This window comes from Chromobacterium sinusclupearum (assembly GCF_002902845.1).
In the GTDB taxonomy this organism is placed as follows: Bacteria; Pseudomonadota; Gammaproteobacteria; order Burkholderiales; family Chromobacteriaceae; genus Chromobacterium; species Chromobacterium sinusclupearum.
Genome location: NZ_PPTF01000008.1, coordinates 80,295 through 102,329 on the forward strand (window position 1 = coordinate 80,295; position 22,035 = coordinate 102,329).

The following is a 22,035-nucleotide window of genomic DNA, read 5'->3' on the forward strand; positions in this document are numbered from 1 at the left end:
GAATCTTGTGAAAAAGCGGGGCTTTCCTTCCGGACCGCCCCGCCATTGATGCAATGGTGTTTCCGCGCGGGCAAGCCCTGCGGCCTGCCCGCCCTACGGCGTCTTACATCTTGCCGTGGAAGGTGCGGTTGATCACGTCCAGCTGCTGCTCGCGCGTCAGCTTGACGAAATTCACCGCGTAACCGGACACACGGATGGTCAGCTGCGGGTACAGCTCCGGGTGCTCCATGGCGTCGAGCAGGGTTTCGCGCTTGAACACGTTGACGTTCACGTGGAAACCGCCGCCGGCGATGTTGCGCTCGCCGTCGCACTCGAACGGGGTGCAGTTGGCGCTGCTGAACTCAGTCGGGTGAGCCGAGCAGAAGCCGTCCAGGCAGTTGGCCAGGTTGACGATACGCTCTTCAGCAGTATGGCCCAACGCGTCCGGCGTCGCCGAAGCGGTCCAGCTGATGCCGTCCAGCGCGGAGTCGTACGGCAGCTTGGCCACGGAGGCGCCTGCCGCCACAAAGCCCTTCACGTCGCGGCCGTTCATCGGGTTGGCGCCCGGGGAGAACGGTTCGCCGGCGCGGCGGCCGTCCGGGGTGTTGCCGGTCTTCTTGCCGTACACCACGTTGGAGGTGATGGTCAGCACCGACTGGGTCGGCTTGGAGTCGCGGTAGAAGTACGGCTGGGCCTTGATCTTGTCCATGAAGGACTGGGTCAGCCACACAGCGATCTCGTCAACGCGGTCGTCGTTGTTGCCGAATGCCGGGTATTCGCCTTCGATCTTGTAGTCAACCGCCAGGCCATCTTCATTGCGGATGATGTGAACCTTGGCGAACTTGACGGCGGACAGCGAGTCGGCGGCCACGGACAGGCCGGCGATGCCGCAAGCCATGGTGCGGACGATGTCGCGGTCGTGCAGCGCCATTTCGATGCGTTCGTAGGCGTACTTGTCGTGCATGTAGTGGATGCAGTTCAGCGCCTTGACGTAGGTGGCGGCCAGCCAGTCCATCATCTTCTCGAACTTCGGCATCAGTTCTTCGTAAGTCAGCACGTCGCCGGTGATCGGCTCAAAGCCGTGGGCCACCAGCGCGCCGGACTTCTCGTCGCGGCCGCCGTTGATCGCGTACAGCATGGCCTTGGCCAGGTTGGCGCGGGCGCCAAAGAACTGCATCTGCTTGCCGATCTTCATCGCCGACACGCAGCAGGCGATGCCGTAGTCGTCGCCCCAGTACGGCAGCATCAGATCGTCGTTTTCGTACTGGATGGCGCTGGTGTCGATGGACACCTTGGCGCAGAAGTTCTTGAAGCCTTGCGGGAAGCGGGTAGACCACAGCACGGTCAGGTTCGGTTCCGGCGCCGGGCCCAGATTGTACAGGGTGTTCAGGAAGCGGAAGCTGTTCTTGGTCACCAGGGTGCGGCCGTCTTCGCCCATGCCGCCGATGGATTCGGTCACCCAGGTCGGGTCGCCGGAGAACAGTTGATCGTATTCCGGCGTGCGCAGGAAGCGGACGATGCGCAGCTTGATCACCAGATCGTCGATCATTTCCTGAGCTTGCTCTTCGGTCAGCACGCCGGCGGCGATGTCGCGCTCGATGTACACGTCCAAGAAGGTGGAGACGCGGCCGAAGGACATGGCGGCGCCGTTCTGCTCCTTAACCGCGGCCAGGTAGGCGAAGTAAACCCACTGGATGGCTTCGCGGGCGGTGGCGGCCGGACGGCTGATGTCATAGCCGTACTTGGCGGCCATCTGGCGCAGTTCGTCCAGGGCGCGGAACTGTTCGGACAGTTCTTCGCGTTGACGCATCACTTCGTCGGTGAAGGCCACGTCATTCAGTTCGGCGAACAGCTGCTGGCGTTCCTTGCGCAGGAAGTCGGTGCCGTACAGGGCCACGCGGCGATAGTCGCCGATGATGCGGCCGCGGCCGTAAGCATCCGGCAGGCCGGTGATCACGCCGGACTTGCGGCAAGCCATGATTTCCGGGGTGTAGACATCGAACACGCCCTGGTTGTGGCTCTTGCGATACTTTTCCCAGATTTCCTTGATCACCGGATCCAGCTTGAAGCCGAAGGCTTCCAGGCCGTTCTCCACCATGCGCAGGCCGCCGTTCGGCATGATGGCGCGCTTCAGCGGAGCGTCGGTTTGCAGGCCGACGATCACTTCATTCGCTTGATCGATGTAGCCCGCGTCGTGAGCGGTAATGGAAGAGGCGCGGTCGGCCGAGACATCCAGCACGCCCTTGGCGCGTTCTTCTTTCAGCAACACACCCAGGGTGTCCCACAGCTTCTTGGTACGCTCGGTGGCGCCAGCCAGGAAGCTGTCGTCGCCTTCGTACGGTTTGTAGTTCAGCTGGATGAAGTTGCGTACATCGACCTTGCTCTGCCACTCGCCAGCGACGAAATCGCGCCACGGGTTGGCTTGAGCTGCATTTTGAGTGATGGCGTCCATCTGGGGCCTCCTTACTTGGCTTGGTCCGGTAACGTGTTAGATATTGAACACATGGTACATTCGGAATCGAAAATTTCGTTTGATCTTGATCAAGTAGCGCCCCGCTTGCGGCGCGATTTCGATCCTGCAGCGCAACATGCCAACTGCCTTCAATACCATTGATTTATCAGTGATTTATAGCAAAATCGGCGCAGCACTAGCTGTACTGCGCCGACTACATTCGAAAACGAACATTCACATGCCGTTTACAGGCCAAATGCCTGCCTTAATGTTCAGACCGCTTTCAGCGTGTGGCGTTCCAGCAAATACACCACCAGGCCGACGCCAAACGCGCCGCCAACGATATTGCCCAGCGTAGCCGGCACCAGATTATGCGCGATATCCGCCCACTCCAGCCCCGCCATGCCCTGCAGCTTGGCCAGCGCGAAGAAAGCCATGTTGGCGATGCTGTGCTCAAAACCGGAGAAGAAGAACACGAACACCAGCAGCATGATGATCAGCAGCCGCGCCGCTTCGTTGCTCAGACGCATCGGCACCCATACCGCCAAGCAGATCACCCAGTTGCACAGCACGCCCTTCCAGAAGATCTCCATGCTCGAGGCGTGCACCTTATGCTCCACCACGTTGAACAGCAGGTGATCGGCAGGCAGTACGCCCATGCCGCCGGCGCCGGCCAGCACGGCGACGAACAGCAGCACGCCCAACAGATTGCCCAGATACACCATCGTCCAACTGCGCAACATATTGCAGGTGCGGCAGCGGCCGCTCAGCCGGCCGACGGTGAAGTACATCACATTGCTGGTGAACAATTCCACCTTGCACACGATGATGCTGACCAGCGCGACGCCAAAGAAGCCGGAAGTGGCGATGTAATAACCGGGAGCGCCGCTGGCGAAGAATACCTGGCCGAGCTTCAGGCTGACGGCCAGCACTACGGCGATCAGCGCGCCGGCCATGGCCGCGCTGAGCAGATAGCGCCCTGGTTCGGACAGCAGCACCTGCTGTTTGCTGGCGGCCTCGTCGACCACGTAGGCGAGAGTTGAAGAGTGGCTCATGATGTAACGTCTCTATAAGGATATGGGTAAGGCGGCGTCGCGCGATGCGGCCGGAGGCGATTCGCATCCGATGCGACTTTGCGAAAATTTTATGTTCGTTTTAGTAAATTCGTGTTTGATACCGATCAAGCCATAGCGCACCACCGCTCAAGCCACTCCCACACGGCCAGACTGCAGCACAATCCTTCCACATTTGCACGAATGCCGGCACAAAACACCAAGGAAATGTTGCCGCATCCCGCCAACGCAATGCAGGCAAACCACCCCGGCCGGCCCGCTTCGCATCAGCCATGCCTGTTGTAGCGCTGGCATTTCGCTATCTCCGAGCCAAGAAACGCGCCCTTGTCATTTCACAGAATGCGAAAGAAAAGATGTTCATTTTTGTAACTTTATTTTCACATTCGAAAATATTTTAGCAATTTCACGCTCGCATATCATGTGCACCGTCACCCAAATCATCACAAGTGAACAATACAAATTAGAACAATTCAGATACAAGATCATGCTATTCCACCCGGCAGCCCATGCCAATAAATCCATTTCCATCAAAGGCTTGCGCAAACCAAGCACGGAAACGAACGCCATCGCCAGGCTCCCGGCATCTTTGCGTCAACAGGCAATGTCAGACCCAAGAAAGGCAAAACCACGCAATAAATTGCGCAGAGCAATCACTCAAATTTCAAACTTGTGGCAAGGATAAAAAATGACCATGGCAAAATTACCCATGCGCAATCATTTTATAAAATAGAAAATTTATTGAAATTTAATTGCACCAAAAATGACTTTAAAGGATATAAAACCAATAAAAAAATATTGTCATTTAGAATTTAGGAGGGGAATCATTCCTCAGCCATGTTCATTTGTTCATTTGGTGACAAATTTATCTTGATTAGAATCAACTGATGTTCTTAAATGTGTACCTTGCAAACTACAAATGCCCTTACGATGGGCAGCAATTAAGCAAGACGCGGTTCACAAACAACGACATACAGAGAACCCGTCGGCAACAGTTCGATCCGCCCCCCGCCACAAGCCGTCAACGCCGGCGGCGGAGGATGGAAACCCGGAATTTGCGAAATATCGTTTGAAAAGGCACCTCATCATGTCACAAGCAATCGCCTCAACCGCCTCCCGCTCCGGTTCGTCCGGCTGGACCAAGCACGACACCACCTGGATGCTCGGCCTCTATGGCACCGCCATCGGCGCCGGCGTCCTGTTCCTTCCCATCAACGCCGGCATCGGCGGCCTGTGGCCCCTGATGCTGATGGCCATCCTGGCCCTGCCGCTGACCTTCTTCGCCCACCGCGGCCTGACCCGCTTCGTGCTGTCCGGCAGCAAGGAAGGCGCCGACATCACGGAAGTGGTGGAAGAACACTTCGGCGTAGGCGCCGGCAAGATCATCACCTTGCTGTACTTCTTCGCCATCTACCCGATTCTGTTGATGTACAGCGTGGCCATCACCAACACGGTGCTGTCCTTCCTCAATAACCAGCTGCACATCGACGTGGGCACCGGCATCGCCACCCGCGCCGTGTTCTCGCTGGCGCTGATCCTGGGCCTGATGTCCATCGTCCGCCTGGGCGGCCAGATGATCGTCAAGGCGATGAGCATCCTGGTCTACCCGTTTGTGGTGGTGCTGATGCTGCTGGCCCTGTACCTGATCCCGCAATGGAGCGACGCCGCCATCCGCCACGCCGGCAGCCTGGGCGACGCCGTATCCAGCGGCGCCTTCTACAAGACGCTGTGGCTGGCCATTCCGGTGATGGTGTTCTCGTTCAACCACTCGCCCATCATCTCTTCCTTCTCCGTTGACCAGCGCAAGCTGCACGGCGACGAAGCTGAGCCGGCCTCCAGCCGCGTGCTGATCCGCGCCCACACCATGATGGTGCTGACCGTGATGTTCTTCGTGTTCAGCTGCGTATTCAGCCTGAGCCCGGCCGACCTGGCCGCCGCCAAGGCCCAGAACATCTCCATCCTGTCCTACCTGGCCAACCACTTCCAGAACCCGGTGATGGAATGGGTTGCCCCGATCATCGCCATGGTTGCCATCAGCAAGTCCTTCCTGGGCCACTACCTGGGCGCCAAGGAAGGCTTCAACGGCCTGGTGGTCAAGCAACTGCGCCAAAGCGGCAAGACCATCGAAACCTCGAAGCTGGACCGCTACACCGCCATCTTCATGATCGTGACCTGCTGGATCATCGCCACCATCAACCCGTCCATCCTGGGCATGATTGAAACCCTGGGCGGCCCGGTCATCGCGATGCTGCTGTTCCTGATGCCGATGTACGCCATCCACAAGGTACCGGCGATGAAGAAGTACTCCGGCGCCGCCAGCAACATCTTCGTGGTACTGATCGGCCTGATCGCCATCTCCGCCATCTTCTACGATCTGTTCGTCTGATCGTAATCAGGCAGGCCGCCCAGCGGCCTGCTCTCCCCTCCGTACTAGCTTCAAAGAGGTAGCATCATGTTCAGCATGAGTGATATCTACAAAATCGGCGTTGGTCCCTCCAGTTCCCACACCGTCGGCCCGATGAAGGCCGGTCACCAGTTCCTGGGCGCGCTCAAGGAAACCGGCAGATTCAACCAAGTCACCCGCATCCACGTGGACTGCTACGGCTCGCTGGCCCTCACCGGCAAGGGCCACTGCACCGATCAAGCCATCATCCTGGGCCTGGCCGGCAACCTGCCGGACACCGTGGACCCGGACAACTCCGCCAGCCTGATCGCCGACGTGGAGCAAACCGGCCAGCTGACGCTGGGCCGCACCCACCAGCGCGTGATCTTCGGCATGGACTTCCATACCGCCAACCTGCCGCTGCACGAAAACGGCATGCAGATCCATGCCTTCGTCGGCGACGAAAAAGTCCTGACCAAGACCTATTACTCGATCGGCGGCGGCTTCATCGTCGACGAAGAGCACTTCAACCAGTCCAGCTGCAGCGACACCCCGGTGCCGTACCACTTCGTCACCGCCCAGCAGCTGATCGACATGTGTGAAGAAACCGGCCTGTCCATCGCCGCCCTGGTGCTGGAAAACGAAAAAGCTTTCCACGACGTCAAGGACACCGAGGCGCACTTCCGCCGCGTGTGGGAAGTCATGAAGGGCAGCATCGAGCGCGGGATGCGCACCGAAGGCAACCTGCCCGGCCCGATGCGCATCCCGCGCCGCGCCCCGGCGCTGCATCGCATGCTGACCAGTTCCCTCACCGTGGCCAAAGACCCGATGAGCGTGATGGACTGGGTCAATATGTACGCCATGGCCATGTCCGAGGAAAACGCCGCCGGCGGCCGCGTAGTCACCGCCCCGACCAACGGCGCCTGCGGCATCGTCCCAGCCGTGCTGGCCTACTACAACCACTTCATCCAGCCGCTGGATGACGACAGCTGCCTGCGCTTCTTCCTGTCCTCCGGCGCCATCGGCTGCCTGTTCAAGCTGAACGCGTCCATCTCCGGCGCCGAAGTCGGCTGCCAGGGCGAAGTGGGCGTGGCCTGTTCCATGGCCGCGGCCGGCCTGACCGAACTGATGGGCGGCAGCCCGTCCCAGGTGTGCATGGCGGCGGAAATCGCCATGGAGCACAACCTGGGCCTGACCTGCGACCCGGTGGGCGGCCAGGTGCAGATTCCGTGCATCGAGCGCAACGCCATCGCCGCGGTCAAGGCGATCAACGCCGCCCGCATGGCCATGCACCGCGTCAGCAGCCCCAAGGTGTCGCTGGACAAGGTCATCGCCGCCATGTACGAAACCGGCAAGGACATGGACGCCAAGTACCGCGAAACCTCCTGCGGCGGCCTTGCCCTGCAGATCAAGGTGGAAAGCAAGGTCGTGCCTAGCCAAGCCATCCGCTGGGTGGACGACGCGGCCTGAGCCCGTCGCCCGCGCTAAGACAAACGCCACCGCCACGGTGGCGTTTTTGTTGACGGCGCGGCTTGCCGCGTGGCCGCCCACTGCCTAACATAACGGCCTTTCGCTCAGAAAATATCCAAGAGGGACAATGGCTGCCCCTGGCCAGCGAAACCACATCGGCATTATCGCGGCAGCTTATTTGCCGGCGCAATCGGCCGCCCGCAACAGTCGCGGCGCTTGGCCGGCGAGCTCGGCCAACAGGCTTTGCGGCGGCAGGGTTTGTCCTCCATTCGATACCGGCGTCGATCCGAAATTGGCGGTGAGGCGGCTGCCGTCGGCAAAACGGGTCTGCTGCAGCGTGTGTTCCGCGTTGAGCCAGGCGAAGCCGGTCAGCGCCTGGGTGGCCAGTTGCTGATGCAACGGACGGAAGGCGCGGTCGGCGCATTGCAGCTGCGGCAGCCGGGCCCTGAGGCTGGCCGCGGACAGGTGGAACAGCGGCGGGACGTTGTACAGCCATTGCGCCAACAGGTTGTCGGCGTAGGCGTTGCGGAATTTCAGATTGTCATACAGCCAATGGTTGGTGGTGATCACCGAGCCATGGAACACCGCCTGGTACAGAGGCAGCCGATACTCCGGGCCGTAGTAGAGGTCGCGGTACGGTTGCTTCAGCGGCACCGGCTTGAAAAAGGTTTCCGGCTGATCGGCCGGGAACCAGCGGCCCAGGTAGTACGGCGACTTCGGGTTCCTCTGCAGATCCGGATCGCCCCACCCCAGCACCGGCACCTGCATGCCATGGGCGAAGGCGATGCCGCGGCTGGTGGTGGCGTTGCCCATTTCGGAACCCACCGGCAGCTGGTAGCGGTCCGCCACCCATTGCATGGACTGTTCATAGCCTTGCGCCATCGCGGCCTCGCCTGTGCGGCGGCCCGGCGTGTAGTCGTCAAACACCATGCCGGTGGCGTAGGCGTCCAGGAACCAGCTATTGAAGCCGGTCGCCGACAGCAGCGCGCTCGTGCGCTGCTGCAAGGTATCGCGCACGCAAGCCGGGTTGGTGTAGTAGCCGGATTGCTGGAAACCGGCTTTTTTCTTGCCGTTTGCCAGCGTGATGCCGCACTGGCGGTACACCGCCTCGCCCTGCTGGGCGGTAATCCAGTCCTCATGCTTGCCCGGCTGCAGCGCCGTTTCGTAGGAGTCGTAGCTAGACATCAGATAGCCGGCCGCCACGCCGGCTTTCACCGCCTGCGGCTGCCACAAGCCCCCTTCCCAGTTATCCACGCCCAGCCATAGCCGTTTCAGTCCGGCCGATTGCAGCGCGTCCACCGTTTTGCGCGACAAGCCGCCGCCCCAGCGCGAGGCGTCCGCTTGCAGCGCGGGGCCGAAGGTCTGCGCCGTTTGCGCGCGCAGGGCGCGGTACGGTTCCGCCATTTTGGCCCAGTCCGGCTTGGGGCCGAGCCAGCTGGCGCGCGCCTCCGCGGTCAGCGCCTGATTGACGGCTTCGATCAACACCTTTTGCTGGTAGCGGTCCGGTTTGGCCCCGGCTTGGCGCAGCGCCTGACGCGCTGCCGTGTCGAAGCGGGCGCGCAGCTGGACGGCCAGGGCCGCATCGCCGCGCAGCAGCTTGAGGAAGGCAGGCCAGTCGCGCACATCGCTGGCGTCCAGCAAATTATTGCCCCATAGATAGACATGGCTGGCACCGACCAGCTTAGCGGTTTCGGGCTGGCGCTGGATCTTGTCCGCCAAGGTCTGGTAGCGGCCTGCCGACACCAGCCATTGGCGATAGCGCTGCGCGCCGCCTAGCAAGTTGCCATCGGACAGATGCAGCAGCAGCGTCACCGGCTGGTCTTGGTTCAGCGCGTTGAACTCGTGGCTCAGCGTCAACGCCAGGCCCTGCCCTTGCGCCGCAAAGGCCAGCTGATTGTTGAACGGATTCAGCAGCAGCCAGTGCAGGCTGCGGCTGCCGTAATCCATGCCCCATAGCGGCAGGCTGAGGTTTTCCGAGGTATCCAGGCCGTCTCCGGCAAAGCCGGGCAGGAAGTCCTGCCACAGCTTGCTGCCGGCGGGGATATAGCTGCCCTCGGCCAACGGCAGCAGCAGGCCGCGCCCCATCGCTGCAGCGGGCTGGCGCAATAGCTCCAGCCGTCCCGGCGCGCGGGCCTGCAGCGTCAGCCGCAAGTCCGGTCCATCGAGGACGGCTTGCCAGCGGTAGCGGCCATCGTCCCACTGCCAGCCCGCGGTCTCGCCGGTTTGTTGCAGGGCGGACACCGCCTGCGGTGCCACGCCGTCGGACACGGTGCGTTTGACGTCGCCGGCCGGCTCCACGCTGACGGCCAAAGTGGCCGGCTCCAGCTCCACCCGCCATTGGGCGTTTTGCAGCAGCACGCCGGCCCAGGCGGACAAGGGCAGCGCCGCCAGCAAACTCCATCCATACTTCAAACCCACGGCAATTCCTTTCAGATGTTTCACAGCCTCTCTCAGAGACCGGCCAAACCCAGGAAAATTCGGAATTGGTGATATTGCCGGCCTTCGCGTGGTAAGCTCGCGCGGTCTTCAATTGTTAACAAATTATGAATCGTCAACACTGGGATATTTTCTGCACCGTCATCGACAACTACGGCGACATCGGCGTCACCTGGCGCCTGGCGCGCCGGCTGGCGGGCGATTGCGGCCTGACCGTGCGGCTGTGGGTGGATGATTTGGCCAGTTTCGCCCGCATCGCGCCGGGGCTGGACCCAGCCCTGCCGCAGCAGACGCTGGCCGGCATAGACGTGCGTCTGTGGCCGCAAGCGGGGTGGCCCGCCGACATCGTCCCGGCCGACGTGGTGATAGAGGCCTTCGGCTGCCGGCTGCCGGACAGCTTCGAGCAGGCGATGGCGGCACGGGCGGCTCCGCCGGTGTGGATCAACCTGGAATACCTGTCGGCGGAAGACTGGACGCGCGGCTGCCACAAGCTGCCGTCGCCGCATCCGCGGCTGCCGCTGACCAAGCATTTCTTCTTCCCCGGCTTTGACGCGGCCAGCGGCGGCCTGATCTGCGAGGACGGGCTGATCGCCGCGCGCGAAGCCTGGCAAGCCGATCCCGAGGCGCAGCGCGATTACTGGCGGCGCAGAAACGTGCCCGCCCTGTCGGAAAACGAGTGGAAAGTCAGCCTGTTTGCCTACGACAACCCGGCCGCCGCCAAACTGCTGCAGGCCTGGGCCGACGGCCCGCAGCCGGTGCGCTGCCTGGTGCCGGAAGGCAAGGCGCTGCCCGTGGTGTCCAGCCTGTTCGACCATCCTCTGCAGGTGGGGGAGCATGCCCAGCTCGGCCGCCTGACCATCGACGTGCTGCCCCTGAGCGATCAGGACGACTACGACCGCCTGCTATGGAGCTGCGATTTCAACTGCGTGCGCGGCGAAGACAGCCTGGTGCGCTCGCAATGGGCGGCGCGCCCCATGCTGTGGCATATCTATCCGCAGGACGACGAGGCCCACATCGCCAAGCTGCAGGCCTTTCTCGACCAATACTGCGCCGGCTTGCCGGACGAGGCCGCCGCGGCGATCCGCGAGCTGCATCTGGCGTGGAACCGCGACGGCGATATCGCCACCGCCTGGCGCAATGCCGCAAGATGGCTGCCGGCGTGGCGGCGACATGCGACAAACTGGCAACAACAACTGCTGCAAGGTGGCGATCTGGCGGCGAGACTGCTGCACTTTATCGCCGAAATCGGATAGAATGCGTCGTTTTTGTCGGAAAGCCGTTCCGGGTTTCCGGCGTTAATTCAAGAGTTTGGGACTCATACGCAATGAAAACCGCACAAGAACTGCGCGCTGGTAACGTATTCATGGTCGGCAACGACCCGATGGTTGTTCAGAAGGCTGAATTCAGCAAGTCCGGCCGCAACGCTTCCGTAGTGAAGATGAAGATGAAGAACTTGCTGACCGGCGCCGGCAGCGAAACCGTTTACCGCGCGGACGACAAGTTCGACGTAGTCGTGCTGGACCGCAAGGACTGCACCTACTCCTACTTCGCCGACCCGATGTACGTGTTCATGGATTCCGAGTTCAACCAGTACGAAGTGGAAGCCGACAACCTGGGCGACACCATCAACTACATCGTTGACGGCATGGAAGACGTTTGCCAGGTGACCTTCTACGACGGCAAGGCCATCTCCGTAGAACTGCCGACCACCGTAATCCGCGAAGTGGAATACACCGAGCCGGCCGTGCGCGGCGACACCTCGGGCAAAGTGCTGAAGCCGGCCCGCCTGGTTGGCACCACCTTCGAAGTTCAGGTTCCGGCCTTCGTCAACACCGGCGAAAAGATCGAAATCGACACCCGCACCAACGAATTCAAGAAGCGCGCCTAAGCTCTTCCTGACCGTTGTGCCCCAAAAAAGCGCCCTGCCGGGCGCTTTTTTCATATCTGCCATTAGACATGGCAAATTTCCGGCAAGCGCCGGAAAAAAACCGGCTACAAGCCATCGGCCCCGTTGCTTACAGTAGTCCTCGACTCAACTGACCATGCAACGGAAGCCACCATGTCCTCCTCCGTACTCTCCCCCGACCATACCCAACAACAGATCGAGGCGCTGAGCCAGCAGGTGCTGGCGCGCGTGCCGCCCCTGCTCGACGCGGCCGGCAAATGCCTGAACGACAGCCAGCAGCTGAAACTGGAGTCGCATGTGCGCGCCATGGCCCGCCGCTCGCTGACCGGGGAAGGCCTGCCGGATTTCGACCGCTCGCTGTTCGATGAGATTTCGCCCGCCGCGATGCAGCTGTCCCAAGCCGTTGTCGCGCTGTTCGGCAATCTGCCGACCGACGAGGCGCTGCTGCTGTCCATCCACTTTGAAATGGCCCAGAACAAGGCCTGACCCACCGCAAGGAGAATGCAATGAGCCAAATTACCGTAGTGATCGGCGACCGCCTGGGCAAGGGCCAGAAAGTCGGCCTCGGCGTGGAACTGGCTAGCGCCCGCGCCGTGGTGATTCCCGGCATGGCCGCCGACATGAAGCTGGGCGATGTGATGAAGGCGGAAAACGCGCAGCTGGGCATCTCCTTCTGCGGCAGCGGCGGCGCCGGCGCCATCACCGCCCAAACCAAGCACGGCTACAAGGCCAAGTACGGCATGCGCTCCATCGAAGAAGGCGTCACCGCCATCGAGGAAGGCTACAACGTGCTGGGCTTCGGCTTCATGGACAAGGAAGAACTGGGCCAGCGGCTGGTGGCGGCCTACCTCAAGAAGCACGGTGACTGACATGAAAGAATCCTTCCTCACCACCGTGCAGGTGTCCGGACTGGGCGAGAGCAAGGCGCAGGCCTTTGCCGACGCCTTGTCCAAGGTGCAGCGCGCCGTGCTGGGACAGAGCGGCAAAGTGCTGCTGCGGATCGAACCGCATGATGTGCGCGTGGTTTCCGCCGAACAGGCGACGATCACCGAGCGCTTTCTGTTCCTGTTCCTGCGGCGCGAACGCACCCGCTACTCGGTGGTGCTGGAAGTCACGGCGAACGTCGCGGCGATCGATGCCGACCGCGTGGCGTTCGACCCCGTCCCACTTCGCACCTTCGCGAGGACACGCCCATGTTCGTGACCATTCTGCTCAAATCGCTGCTGATCGGCGGCCTGGTCGGCACTGCCGTCGGCGCCGGCGCCGCGCGCATGTTCCACGCCCCCACCACCCAGGGCATGGGCGCCTTCCGCACCCTGGGCGAACTCAACTCCTGCGAAGGCGATCCCGCCTCGCACTTCTCATTCGGCCTGGGATTTTTCTTCAATGCCTGGGCGTCGTCGGTCGCCGCCGGCGCGTTCACCCAGGACATCGACCACCGCATCATCCCGCACTGGGGCGCGGCCGCGCTGCTGTCGCGCAACCGCAATCTGGCGGAAACCCTGCACAACCCCAAGAAGATGGCGCTGGTATGCGGCCTGATCGGCATGCTGGTGGTGGCCTTTCTGAACTCCACCGCCTCCGCCGTGCCGCCCTCGCTGCAGATCACCGCGGTCAAGGTGCTGGTGCCGGCGGCCAACCTGCTGGTCAACATCATCATGCCGGTGATCTTCTGGCTGGCCGCCATCGAGGCCGGCAAGCGCTCCGGCTTCTGGGGCACCATTTTCGGCGGCCTGGCCCAACTGATCATGGGCAACGCGGTGCCGGGACTGGTGCTGGGCATCCTGATCGGCAAGGGCGTGGACGACGGCGGCTGGAACCGCATCACCAAGGTGATGATGGCCGCCATCATCGCCCTGTTCCTGATGAGCGCCTTCTTCCGCGGCTTCGACCTGAAGATGCTGGAATCCTTCCGCCTGGCGGCGCCGGACTGGCTGCGCGCCTTCCATCAGGCCGTCCGCGGCTAACGACAGGAGACAGAGCATGGACGACGTGCAAATCGAAGAACTGAAGCGCAATTTCTGGTACGCGGACTGGACCTTCCCGCTGCTGGTGGCGCTGTTGTCGGCCGGCGTTTTCGGCGGCACCCATATGTACTACGTTTACGGCATCGGCGCTTTCAACGAAGTGGCCTTCGTCTCGATGCTGCGGGCCGGCATCGACACCGGCGTCTACGGCGCGGTGGCGGCCTTCGGCGCCAGCTTCCTGTTCGCCCGGGTGATCGAAGGCTCGCTGGTGGGCATTCTGGACATAGGCGGCGCCATCATGACCGGCGTCGGCCTGGGCATCCCGGCCATGTTCCTCGGCGCCGGCGTGCTGTGGCCGGTGGAAAACTTCTTCGGCGCGCTGCTCACCGGCTTCGCCGTCGGCCTGGCGATAGGCGCCGCCATCATCCTGGCGCGCAAGTTCACCATCAATCAGGGCAACTCCACTTTCGGCGCCGACGTGATGATGGGGGCGGGCAACTCGTCCGGCCGCTTCCTCGGTCCCCTGATCATCCTGTCCGCCATCACCGCGTCCATCCCCATCGGGGTCGGTTCGCTGCTAGGCGCGCTGGGCTTCTATCTGTGGGGCAAGCCGATCACCGGCGGCGCCATCCTGGGCGCGATGCTGTTCGGCGCGCTGTTCCCGGTTGCCCTGGCCTGATGGAGACGCCATGTACGATCTGATCATCCACCAGGCCCGCCTGCCAGATGGCAGCCTGCACGACCTTGCCGCAGCCGATGGCCGCATCGCCGCCATCGGCCGGGTGGACGGCCCCGCCCTGCGCACGCTGGACCTGGCCGGCCACCATTATCTCAGCGCCGGCTGGATAGACGGCCACGTCCACTGTTTCCCTGAATCTCCGATCTACCACGACGAGCCGGATGCGGTGGGCATCGCCTGCGGCGTCACCACCGTGGTGGATGCCGGCAGCGCCGGCGCCGACGATATCGCCCGCTTCCGCCAGCTGGCGGACAGCGCCCGCACCGAAGTCCGCGCCCTGCTCAACATCTCGCGCATCGGCCTGGCCACCCAGCACGAGCTGGCCAATCTGGCCGATGTCGATCTGCCGCTGGCGTTGGCCGCCATCCGCCAGCACCGCGATTTCATCGTCGGCCTGAAGGCGCGGTTGAGCGGCAGCGTGGTGGGCAGCAACGGCCTGGCGCCGCTGGCCCTGGCCAAAACCTTGCAACAGCAGGCCGGCGGCTTGCCGCTGATGGTGCACGTCGGCAATACGCCGCCGGACCTGGATGACATCGCCGCCATGCTGGACAAGGGCGACATCCTCACCCACTGCTTCAACGGCAAGCCCAACCGCATCCTGGACGGCCAGGCGCGGCTGCGCCAAAGCATCCTCGGCGCCATCGAACGCGGCGTGCTGCTGGACGTGGGCCACGGCAGTGCCAGCTTCAGCTTTGAAGTGGCGCGGGCGGCCCTGGCGCAGGGCATCTATCCGCGCACCATCAGCTCCGACATTTACTGCCGCAACCGCGTGTCCGGCCCGGTGTTCGGCCTGGCCCACGTCATGTCCAAATTCCTGGCGCTGGGCATGCCGCTGCCGCGCCTGATCGATTGCGTGACCACCCACGCCGCGGATGCTCTGGGCCTGGCTGGCAAAGGCCGGCTGGAAGCGGGCGCGGCAGCCGATTTCACCGTGTTCGATGTCGCCGCCGACGACGCCCTCCTGGCCGATGCCGAAGGCGGCAGCCTGCAAGCCACGCAAACGCTGCGGCCACTGGCCGCCATCATCGCCGGCCAAATCTGGCCGACTCGCGAAGGAAAGCTATCCCATGTCTTCGATCTATGAGAAATACCAGCTCAAGCCGGTAATCAACGCTTCCGGCCGCATGACCCTGCTTGGCGTCTCCACGCCCGCGCCAGAAGTAGTCGATGCCGCCTGCCACGGCATGGCGCATTACTTTGAAATGGCGGACCTGGTGGACAAGACCGGCGCCTACATCGCCGGCCTGCTGGAAGCCGAAGCCGCCACCATCGTGTCCTGCGCCTCGGCCGGCATCGCGCTGTCGGTGGCCGCCGTCATCGTCCGCGACAATCCGGCGCTGCTGGTCCAGCTGCATGCCGCGCCCATCGACGGCCCGGACGAGATTGTGCTGGCCAAGGGCCACAACGTGAATTATGGCGCGCCGGTGGCCACCATGGTGGCGCTGGGCGGCGGCAAAGTCGTGGAAGCCGGCTGGGCCAACGAATGCACGCCGGCCCAGCTGTCGGCCGCCGTCACGCCGCGCACCGCCGCCATTCTGTACATCAAGTCCCACCACGCCGTGCAGAAAAGCATGCCGACGGTAGAGGAAGCCGCGGCCGTGGCGCGCGCCTATGGCGTGCCGCTGATCGTGGACGCCGCCGCGGAAGAAGACCTCAACCGCTATTACCGCCAGGGCGCCGACCTGGTGATCTACAGCGGCGCCAAGGCGATGGAAGGCCCGTCCAGCGGGCTGGTGCTGGGCCGCCGCCAATACGTCGAGTGGGTCAAGCTGCAAGGCAAGGGCATAGGCCGCGCGATGAAGATAGGCAAGGAAGGCATTCTGGGCCTGACCGCCGCCGTCGAGCGCTATCTGTCCGCCCCCAAGAGCAGCGGCGCGGAAATGGCGCGCAGGCTGGAGCCGCTGCTGGCCCGCCTCAACCATCTGCCCGGCGTCCGCGCCCGGCTGGCCTGGGACAGCGCCGGCCGCGACATCGCCCGCGCCGAAGTCGCCTTTGACCCGGCGCAGGCCGGCCTAGACGCCGCCGCCGCCGCCCAGCGGCTCAAGGCGGGCACCCCCGCCGTTTATTGCCGCGAATACCACGCCAACGAAGGCCGGCTGGAATTCGACATCCGCAGCGTGGACGACCAACAGCTCGACACGCTGGGCCACTGCATCGAAACCCTGTTGAAGGAACGCTGAACATGCGACTGACCCCCAACTTCCATCAAGACCGCGTCTGCCTGAACGTGCTGGCCGGCAGCAAACAGAATGCGCTGGAAATCTACGATGCCGCCGAAGGCCATGTACTGGTCGGGCTGCTGTCCAAAAACTACCCGGATGTCGCCAGCGCCGTCGCCGACATGCGCGATTACGCCGCCGCCATCGACAATGCGATCTCGGTTGGCCTGGGCGCCGGCGATCCGCGCCAGTCCGCCATGGTCAGCGCCATCGCCGGCCAGTTGCAGCCGCAGCACGTCAATCAGGTGTTCACCGGCGTCGGTGCCAGCCGCGCGCTGCTGGGCCAGAACGAGACCGTCGTCAACGGCCTGGTGTCGCCGTGCGGCCTGATCGGCATGGTGAAGATCTCCACCGGCCCGCTCAGCGCAAGCGCGCCGTCCGGCGTGGTGCCGGTGGAAACCGCCATCGCCATGCTGAAGGACATGGGCGCCGACTCCATCAAATACTTCTCCATGGATGGCCTGAAATTTCGCGAGGAATACCGCGCGGTGGCCGAGGCTTGCGCCCGCCACGACTTCTGGCTGGAACCAACCGGCGGAATCGACCTCCAAAATTACAGGGAAATTCTGCAAATTGCGCTGGACGCCGGCGTACCGCGCATTATTCCGCACATTTACAGCTCCATCATCGACCCAGCCAGCGGCCACACCCGCCCCGCCGACGTGCGCGCCCTGCTCGCGATGACCCAGGCTGCGCTGGCCTGATCCCGTAATCCGCCGGCCTGCGAGGCCAGCTTGCCGAGGTAGCCCATGGTCCGATTCCCGCACCCCCGACTCGCCCAGCTGTTCGCCACCCTGCAAGCGGAAACCCTGCCGCAGGAAGAACTGGCGCGCCGGCTGGCGGTATCCACCCGGACGGTGCGCAGCGACATCGGCGCCCTGAATGCCCTGCTTCAGGATCATGGCGCGCAATTCGTGCTGGAGCGCGGCGAGGGCTACCGGCTGGAAATCGGCGATGCGGAACGCTTCGACAAGCTGCGCCAGGCCGCGCCGTCATCGCGGCGGTTGCCGCGCACCGGCAGCGAGCGGGTGCACTGCCTGCTGTGGCGCTTCCTCACCGCCGCCTATTCGCTGAAGCTGCAGGACATCGCCGACGAGTGGTTCGTCAACCGCGCCGTCCTGCAAGGCGACATGACCGAAGTGCGCGACTGGCTGGCGCGCTACCAGCTCACCATCGAAACCCGCCCGCACTACGGCATGAAACTGCTGGGCCGCGAATCCTCCATCCGCACCTGCCTGGCCGAACTGCTGTGCCAGCTGGCGCGCGACCAGCCGGAACATCCGCTGCTGGCGGGCGACGCCCAGCCAGACGATGACCTCGTCACGCTCAGAAGCGCGTTGGCCGACTACCTGGCCGCCAGCCAGATCCGGCTGACCGACGAGGGCATGCACTTCCTCTGCCAATACTGCGCCCTTGCCTGCCAGCGCTTGCGCGAGGGTTTTCCGCTGGAGGACTTCCTCTGCGACGACATCGCTCACGACATCCGCCACCTGGCGGCGCATATCGCCCAGCTGCTATGCAAGCTGTCCGGCGTGGCGCTGTCGGCGGCAGAGGAGGCCTTTCTCGCCGTCCATATCTCGGCGCGCAGCGTGGCCAGCCTCAAGCCGGTCACCATCAACGCGGACGATGCCGAAGCGCTGGTGCATTACCTGCTGGACTACATCAATACCCACTACAACTACGATCTGCGCCACGACGAAAGGCTGGCGCAGGACCTGGCCACCCACGTCAGGACTATGATCACGCGGGTGCGCTACCAGATCAATCTGCCCAATCCGGTGCTGGCCGACATCAAGGAGCACTACGCGATGGCCTACGACATCACGCTGGCGGCGGTGTCCAGCTGGGCGCGCCACTCGCCGTACCGGATCAGCGAAGACGAGATAGGCTATCTGGTGCTGCACATCGGCGTCGGCCTGGAGCGGCACTACCAAATCGGCTTCATCTATCGGCCGCAGGCGCTGCTGGTCTGCGACAGCGGCACCTCCTCGCTGCGCATGCTGGAGGCCATGCTGCACCGCCGCTTTCCGCAGATCAGCATCGCCGGCGCGCTGTCGCAGCAGGAGTACGAAGCGCTGCCCGCCATCGCCGCGGACTTCGTGATCTCCACCGCGCGGCTGGAGGAAAAGAACCGCCCGGTGGTGGTGGCATCGCCGTTTCCATCCGATTACCAGCTGGAACAACTGGCGAAGATGGTGCAGCCGGACCGCAGCCGCTGCGCCATGCTGGCGCGTTACTTCAATGCGCGGCATTTTCTGGTGGCCGCGCCGGACATGAGCCAGGCGCAGCTGTTCCGCGCCTTATGCGAACAGCTGCAAGACGAGGGCTATGTCGACGGCGACTACTACCCCTCGGTCGTGGAGCGCGAGGCCATACTCGGCACCATGCTGGGCGACGGCATCGCCCTGCCCCACTCGCTGGGCCTGCTGGCACGCCGGACCACCGTCTACACCGTGCTGGCGCCGCATGGCATCGCCTGGGGCGACGGCAACATCGCCCACGTGATCTTCCTGCTGGCCATCAGCAAGGACGACTACGAAGAAGCGATGGTGATCTACGACTTGTTCGTATCGCTGATGCGCGAGCGTTCCACCGCCCGGCTGCGAGAATGCCGCAGCTTCGACAGCTTCAAGCAAGTGGCCACCGACTGCCTGTCCCGGCGTCAGGGCGCGGCGGGCTGACGACTGCTGATATACTGTCAGCCCGAGTCACCGCCGTTCCCGCCCGCCATGTCCGATCTTTTTTCCGTCGAACCGCAAAAACCGCTGGCCGAGGCCCTGCGCCCGGCCGCGCTGGATCAGGTGATCGGCCAGCAGCACCTGATCGGCCCCGGCAAACCGCTGAGCCTGGCGGTGGAAGCCGGCAAGCCGCACTCGATGATACTGTGGGGGCCGCCCGGCGTCGGCAAGACCACGCTGGCGCGCATCCTCGCCGCCAGCTTCGACGCCGAGTTCATCCCGATCTCGGCGGTGTTCGCCGGCGTCAAGGACATCCGCGAGGCGGTGGAAAAAGCCCATGCGGCGCTGCAGCGTTCCGGACGGCGCACCATTCTGTTCGTCGATGAGGTGCACCGCTTCAACAAAAGCCAGCAGGATGCCTTCCTGCCGTTTGTGGAATCCGGCCTGATCACCTTCATCGGTGCCACCACGGAAAACCCTTCTTTCGAGGTCAATTCCGCCCTGCTGTCGCGCGCCCAGGTGTATGTGCTGAACAGCCTGAGCGAGGACGAATTGCAGCAGCTGTTCCAGCGCGCCCAGTCCGAAGGCGCGCTGGACGGGCTGAGCTTCAGCGAGGCCGCCGTCTCCACCCTGACCGGCTATGCCGACGGCGACGCGCGGCGTTTTCTGAATCTGCTGGAACAGACCCGCACCGCGGCGCAGGCGTGCGGCAAGACGGACATTGACCCAGACTTTCTGGAAGAAGTGCTGACGCTGAACGCGCGGCGCTTCGACAAGGGCGGCGACGCCTTCTACGACCAAATCTCCGCGCTGCACAAATCGGTGCGCGGCTCCAATCCGGACGCGGCGCTGTACTGGCTCTGCCGCATGCTGGATGGCGGGGCCGACCCGCGCTACCTGGCGCGGCGCATCGTGCGCATGGCGTGGGAAGACATCGGCCTGGCCGATCCGCGCGCCATGCAGATCGCCAACGACGCCGCGGCGACGTATGAACGCCTGGGCAGCCCGGAAGGCGAGCTTGCGCTGGGACAAGCGGTGATTTATTTGGCCGTCGCCGCCAAGAGCAATGCCGGGTACAAGGCGTATAATGAGGCCCGCGCCTTCGTGAAACAGGACAAATCCCGTCCGGTGCCGGTACACTTGAGAAACGCGCCGACCCGCCTGATAAAGGAACTGGGCTACGGTCACGCCTACCGCTACGCGCACGATGAGCCCCACGCCTACGCCGCCGGGGAAACTTATCTCCCGGAAGGGCTGGAAGACATCGAATGGTATCGCCCTGTACCGCGCGGACTGGAAAGCAAGATTCAGGACAAACTGGCTTTTTTGCGTCAGCTGGATGCAGACGCCCAGCAAAATCCCGATAGTGAAAAACAGGAATAATCATGCTCGACATCAACTTACTTCGCAACGACATCGAAGCCGTCGCCGCCCGTCTGGCTGGCCGCGGCTACACCCTGGACACCGCCGCATTCAATCAGCTGGAATCCGAGCGCAAGTCTCTGCAATCCCGCATGCAGGAACTGCAAGCCAAGCGCAACGCTTCCTCCAAGCAGATCGGCATCGCCAAGAGCAAGGGTGAGGATGTCTCCGCCATCATGGCCGAAGTAGCGACGCTGGGTGACGAGCTGAAGGCAGCCGAACTGGCATTCGAAGGCGTGCAGAGCAAGCTGGACGCCTGGCTGATGTCCATCCCCAACCTGCCGCACGAATCGGTGCCGGTGGGCAAGGACGAAACCGACAACGTGGAAGTGCGCCGCGTGGGCGTGCCGCGCCAGTTCGACTTTGAAGTCAAAGATCACGTCGACGTCGGCATCCCGCTGGGCCTGGACGCCGAAACCGGCGCCAAGCTGTCCGGCGCGCGCTTCACCGTGCTGAAGGGAGACATCGCCCGCCTGCACCGCGCCATCGCCCAGTTCATGCTGAACACCCACACCGGCAACCACGGCTACGTCGAGCACTACACCCCGTACATCGTCAACGACACCGCGCTGTTCGGCACCGGCCAGCTGCCGAAGTTTGCCGAAGACATGTTCAAGGTGATGCGCGGCGGCGACGAATCCGCCACCCCGCAATACCTGATCTCCACCTCGGAAATCACGCTGACCAACACCGTGGCCGACACCATTCTGCAGGCCGACGAGCTGCCGAAGAAGTTCACCGCGCATTCGCCGTGTTTCCGCTCCGAAGCCGGCAGCTACGGCCGCGACACCCGCGGCATGATCCGCCAGCACCAGTTCGACAAGGTGGAGATGGTGCGCATCGAGAAGCCGGAAGACTCCTACGCCGCGCTGGAAGAGATGGTGGGCCACGCCGAGAACATCCTGAAGGCGCTGGAACTGCCTTACCGCGTGATCACGCTGTGCACCGGCGACATGGGTTTCGGTTCGTCCAAGACCTACGACCTGGAAGTGTGGCTGCCGGCGCAGAACACCTACCGCGAAATCTCCAGCTGCTCCAACTGCGAGGCCTTCCAGGCCCGCCGCATGAAGGCGCGCTATAAGGATGAAAACGGCAAGAACCAGCTGGTGCACACGCTGAACGGCTCCGGCCTGGCCGTGGGCCGCACCCTGGTGGCGATCCTGGAAAACTACCAGAACGCCGACGGCAGCGTGACCATCCCGACCGTGCTGCGCCCGTACATGGGCAAGGACCGGATCGGCGGCTAAGCTACCCGCTGACAAAAGACCGGCTTCGCGAAGCCGGTCTTTTTTGCGCGCCGCTTCCGGCGCGGGC

The 22,035-nt window shown here is 63.4% G+C and carries 19 protein-coding genes; 16 read left to right on the forward strand and 3 right to left on the reverse strand.

Features of this window, described 5'->3' with window-relative positions; genetic code table 11:
• Positions 1-103: 103 nt before the first annotated feature.
• Positions 104-2,431 carry a formate C-acetyltransferase gene (gene pflB, locus C2134_RS01935; protein ID WP_103317116.1) on the reverse strand — a complete coding sequence of 776 codons (2,328 nt, stop codon included), beginning with the start codon at positions 2,429-2,431 and terminating at the stop codon, positions 104-106.
• Positions 2,432-2,703: 272 nt separating this feature from the next.
• Complete coding sequence (locus tag C2134_RS01940; RefSeq protein WP_084201626.1) at positions 2,704-3,486, reverse strand: formate transporter FocA; 783 nt, start codon at positions 3,484-3,486, stop codon at positions 2,704-2,706.
• A 436-nt stretch (positions 3,487-3,922) separates the two neighbouring features.
• On the opposite strand from C2134_RS01940, the gene C2134_RS21080 reads away from it, so the two are divergent.
• From C2134_RS21080 to C2134_RS01950, 3 genes are all read left to right on the forward strand, one after another.
• Positions 3,923-4,186, forward strand: coding sequence for a hypothetical protein (locus C2134_RS21080; RefSeq protein ID WP_146042062.1), 264 nt, complete (start codon positions 3,923-3,925; stop codon positions 4,184-4,186).
• Positions 4,187-4,588: 402 nt separating this feature from the next.
• Positions 4,589-5,887 carry an HAAAP family serine/threonine permease gene (locus C2134_RS01945; RefSeq protein ID WP_103317117.1) on the forward strand — a complete coding sequence of 433 codons (1,299 nt, stop codon included), beginning with the start codon at positions 4,589-4,591 and terminating at the stop codon, positions 5,885-5,887.
• Positions 5,888-5,953: 66 nt separating this feature from the next.
• Positions 5,954-7,354, forward strand: coding sequence for an L-serine ammonia-lyase (locus tag C2134_RS01950; protein WP_043623360.1), 1,401 nt, complete (start codon positions 5,954-5,956; stop codon positions 7,352-7,354).
• A 174-nt stretch (positions 7,355-7,528) separates the two neighbouring features.
• Here the strand turns inward: C2134_RS01950 and C2134_RS01955 are convergent, their stop codons facing one another.
• A complete protein-coding gene (locus C2134_RS01955; protein WP_233196331.1) occupies positions 7,529-9,772 on the reverse strand; it encodes a glycoside hydrolase in 2,244 nt (747 codons plus the stop codon).
• Between the two features lie 125 nt (positions 9,773-9,897).
• On the opposite strand from C2134_RS01955, the gene earP reads away from it, so the two are divergent.
• The 13 genes from earP (at position 9,898) to serS (ending at position 21,968) form a co-directional block, all read left to right on the forward strand.
• Positions 9,898-11,043: an elongation factor P maturation arginine rhamnosyltransferase EarP gene (gene earP, locus C2134_RS01960; protein ID WP_103317119.1), complete on the forward strand. Its 1,146-nt coding sequence runs from the start codon at positions 9,898-9,900 to the stop codon at positions 11,041-11,043.
• A gap of 71 nt (positions 11,044-11,114) precedes the next feature.
• On the forward strand, positions 11,115-11,678 hold the full coding sequence (gene efp, locus C2134_RS01965; RefSeq protein WP_043623327.1) for an elongation factor P: 564 nt from the start codon (positions 11,115-11,117) through the stop codon (positions 11,676-11,678).
• 171 nt (positions 11,679-11,849) lie between these two features.
• Positions 11,850-12,182, forward strand: a complete 333-nt coding sequence (locus C2134_RS01970; protein WP_103317120.1) for a glycine dehydrogenase — start codon at positions 11,850-11,852, stop codon at positions 12,180-12,182.
• A 20-nt stretch (positions 12,183-12,202) separates the two neighbouring features.
• Positions 12,203-12,565, forward strand: a complete 363-nt coding sequence (locus C2134_RS01975; protein WP_103317122.1) for an SFCGS family glycine-rich protein — start codon at positions 12,203-12,205, stop codon at positions 12,563-12,565.
• A gap of 1 nt (position 12,566) precedes the next feature.
• Positions 12,567-12,899 (forward strand): DUF4312 family protein, encoded by a 333-nt coding sequence (locus C2134_RS01980; protein WP_103317124.1) that lies wholly within the window; start codon positions 12,567-12,569, stop codon positions 12,897-12,899.
• Entirely contained in the window at positions 12,890-13,663 is a 774-nt protein-coding gene (locus C2134_RS01985; RefSeq protein WP_103317126.1) for a DUF4311 domain-containing protein, read from the forward strand. The genes C2134_RS01980 and C2134_RS01985 overlap by 10 nt, the downstream gene beginning before the upstream one ends.
• Positions 13,664-13,679: 16 nt before the next feature.
• Positions 13,680-14,342, forward strand: coding sequence for a DUF4310 family protein (locus tag C2134_RS01990; protein ID WP_103317127.1), 663 nt, complete (start codon positions 13,680-13,682; stop codon positions 14,340-14,342).
• 10 nt (positions 14,343-14,352) lie between these two features.
• The gene (locus C2134_RS01995; protein WP_103317129.1) at positions 14,353-15,486 is read left to right on the forward strand and encodes an amidohydrolase/deacetylase family metallohydrolase; all 1,134 of its coding nucleotides are present in this window, start codon (positions 14,353-14,355) and stop codon (positions 15,484-15,486) included.
• Complete coding sequence (locus C2134_RS02000) at positions 15,470-16,582, forward strand: DgaE family pyridoxal phosphate-dependent ammonia lyase (protein ID WP_103317130.1); 1,113 nt, start codon at positions 15,470-15,472, stop codon at positions 16,580-16,582. Before C2134_RS01995 ends, C2134_RS02000 begins: the two co-directional genes overlap by 17 nt.
• Positions 16,583-16,584: 2 nt before the next feature.
• Positions 16,585-17,325 carry a 2-dehydro-3-deoxy-phosphogluconate aldolase gene (dagF, locus tag C2134_RS02005; RefSeq protein ID WP_103317132.1) on the forward strand — a complete coding sequence of 247 codons (741 nt, stop codon included), beginning with the start codon at positions 16,585-16,587 and terminating at the stop codon, positions 17,323-17,325.
• A gap of 45 nt (positions 17,326-17,370) precedes the next feature.
• The gene (locus C2134_RS02010) at positions 17,371-19,302 is read left to right on the forward strand and encodes a BglG family transcription antiterminator (protein ID WP_103317133.1); all 1,932 of its coding nucleotides are present in this window, start codon (positions 17,371-17,373) and stop codon (positions 19,300-19,302) included.
• A 48-nt stretch (positions 19,303-19,350) separates the two neighbouring features.
• A complete protein-coding gene (locus tag C2134_RS02015; protein WP_103317135.1) occupies positions 19,351-20,682 on the forward strand; it encodes a replication-associated recombination protein A in 1,332 nt (443 codons plus the stop codon).
• A 2-nt stretch (positions 20,683-20,684) separates the two neighbouring features.
• Positions 20,685-21,968: a serine--tRNA ligase gene (serS, locus tag C2134_RS02020; RefSeq protein WP_103317136.1), complete on the forward strand. Its 1,284-nt coding sequence runs from the start codon at positions 20,685-20,687 to the stop codon at positions 21,966-21,968.
• Positions 21,969-22,035 lie beyond the last annotated feature (67 nt).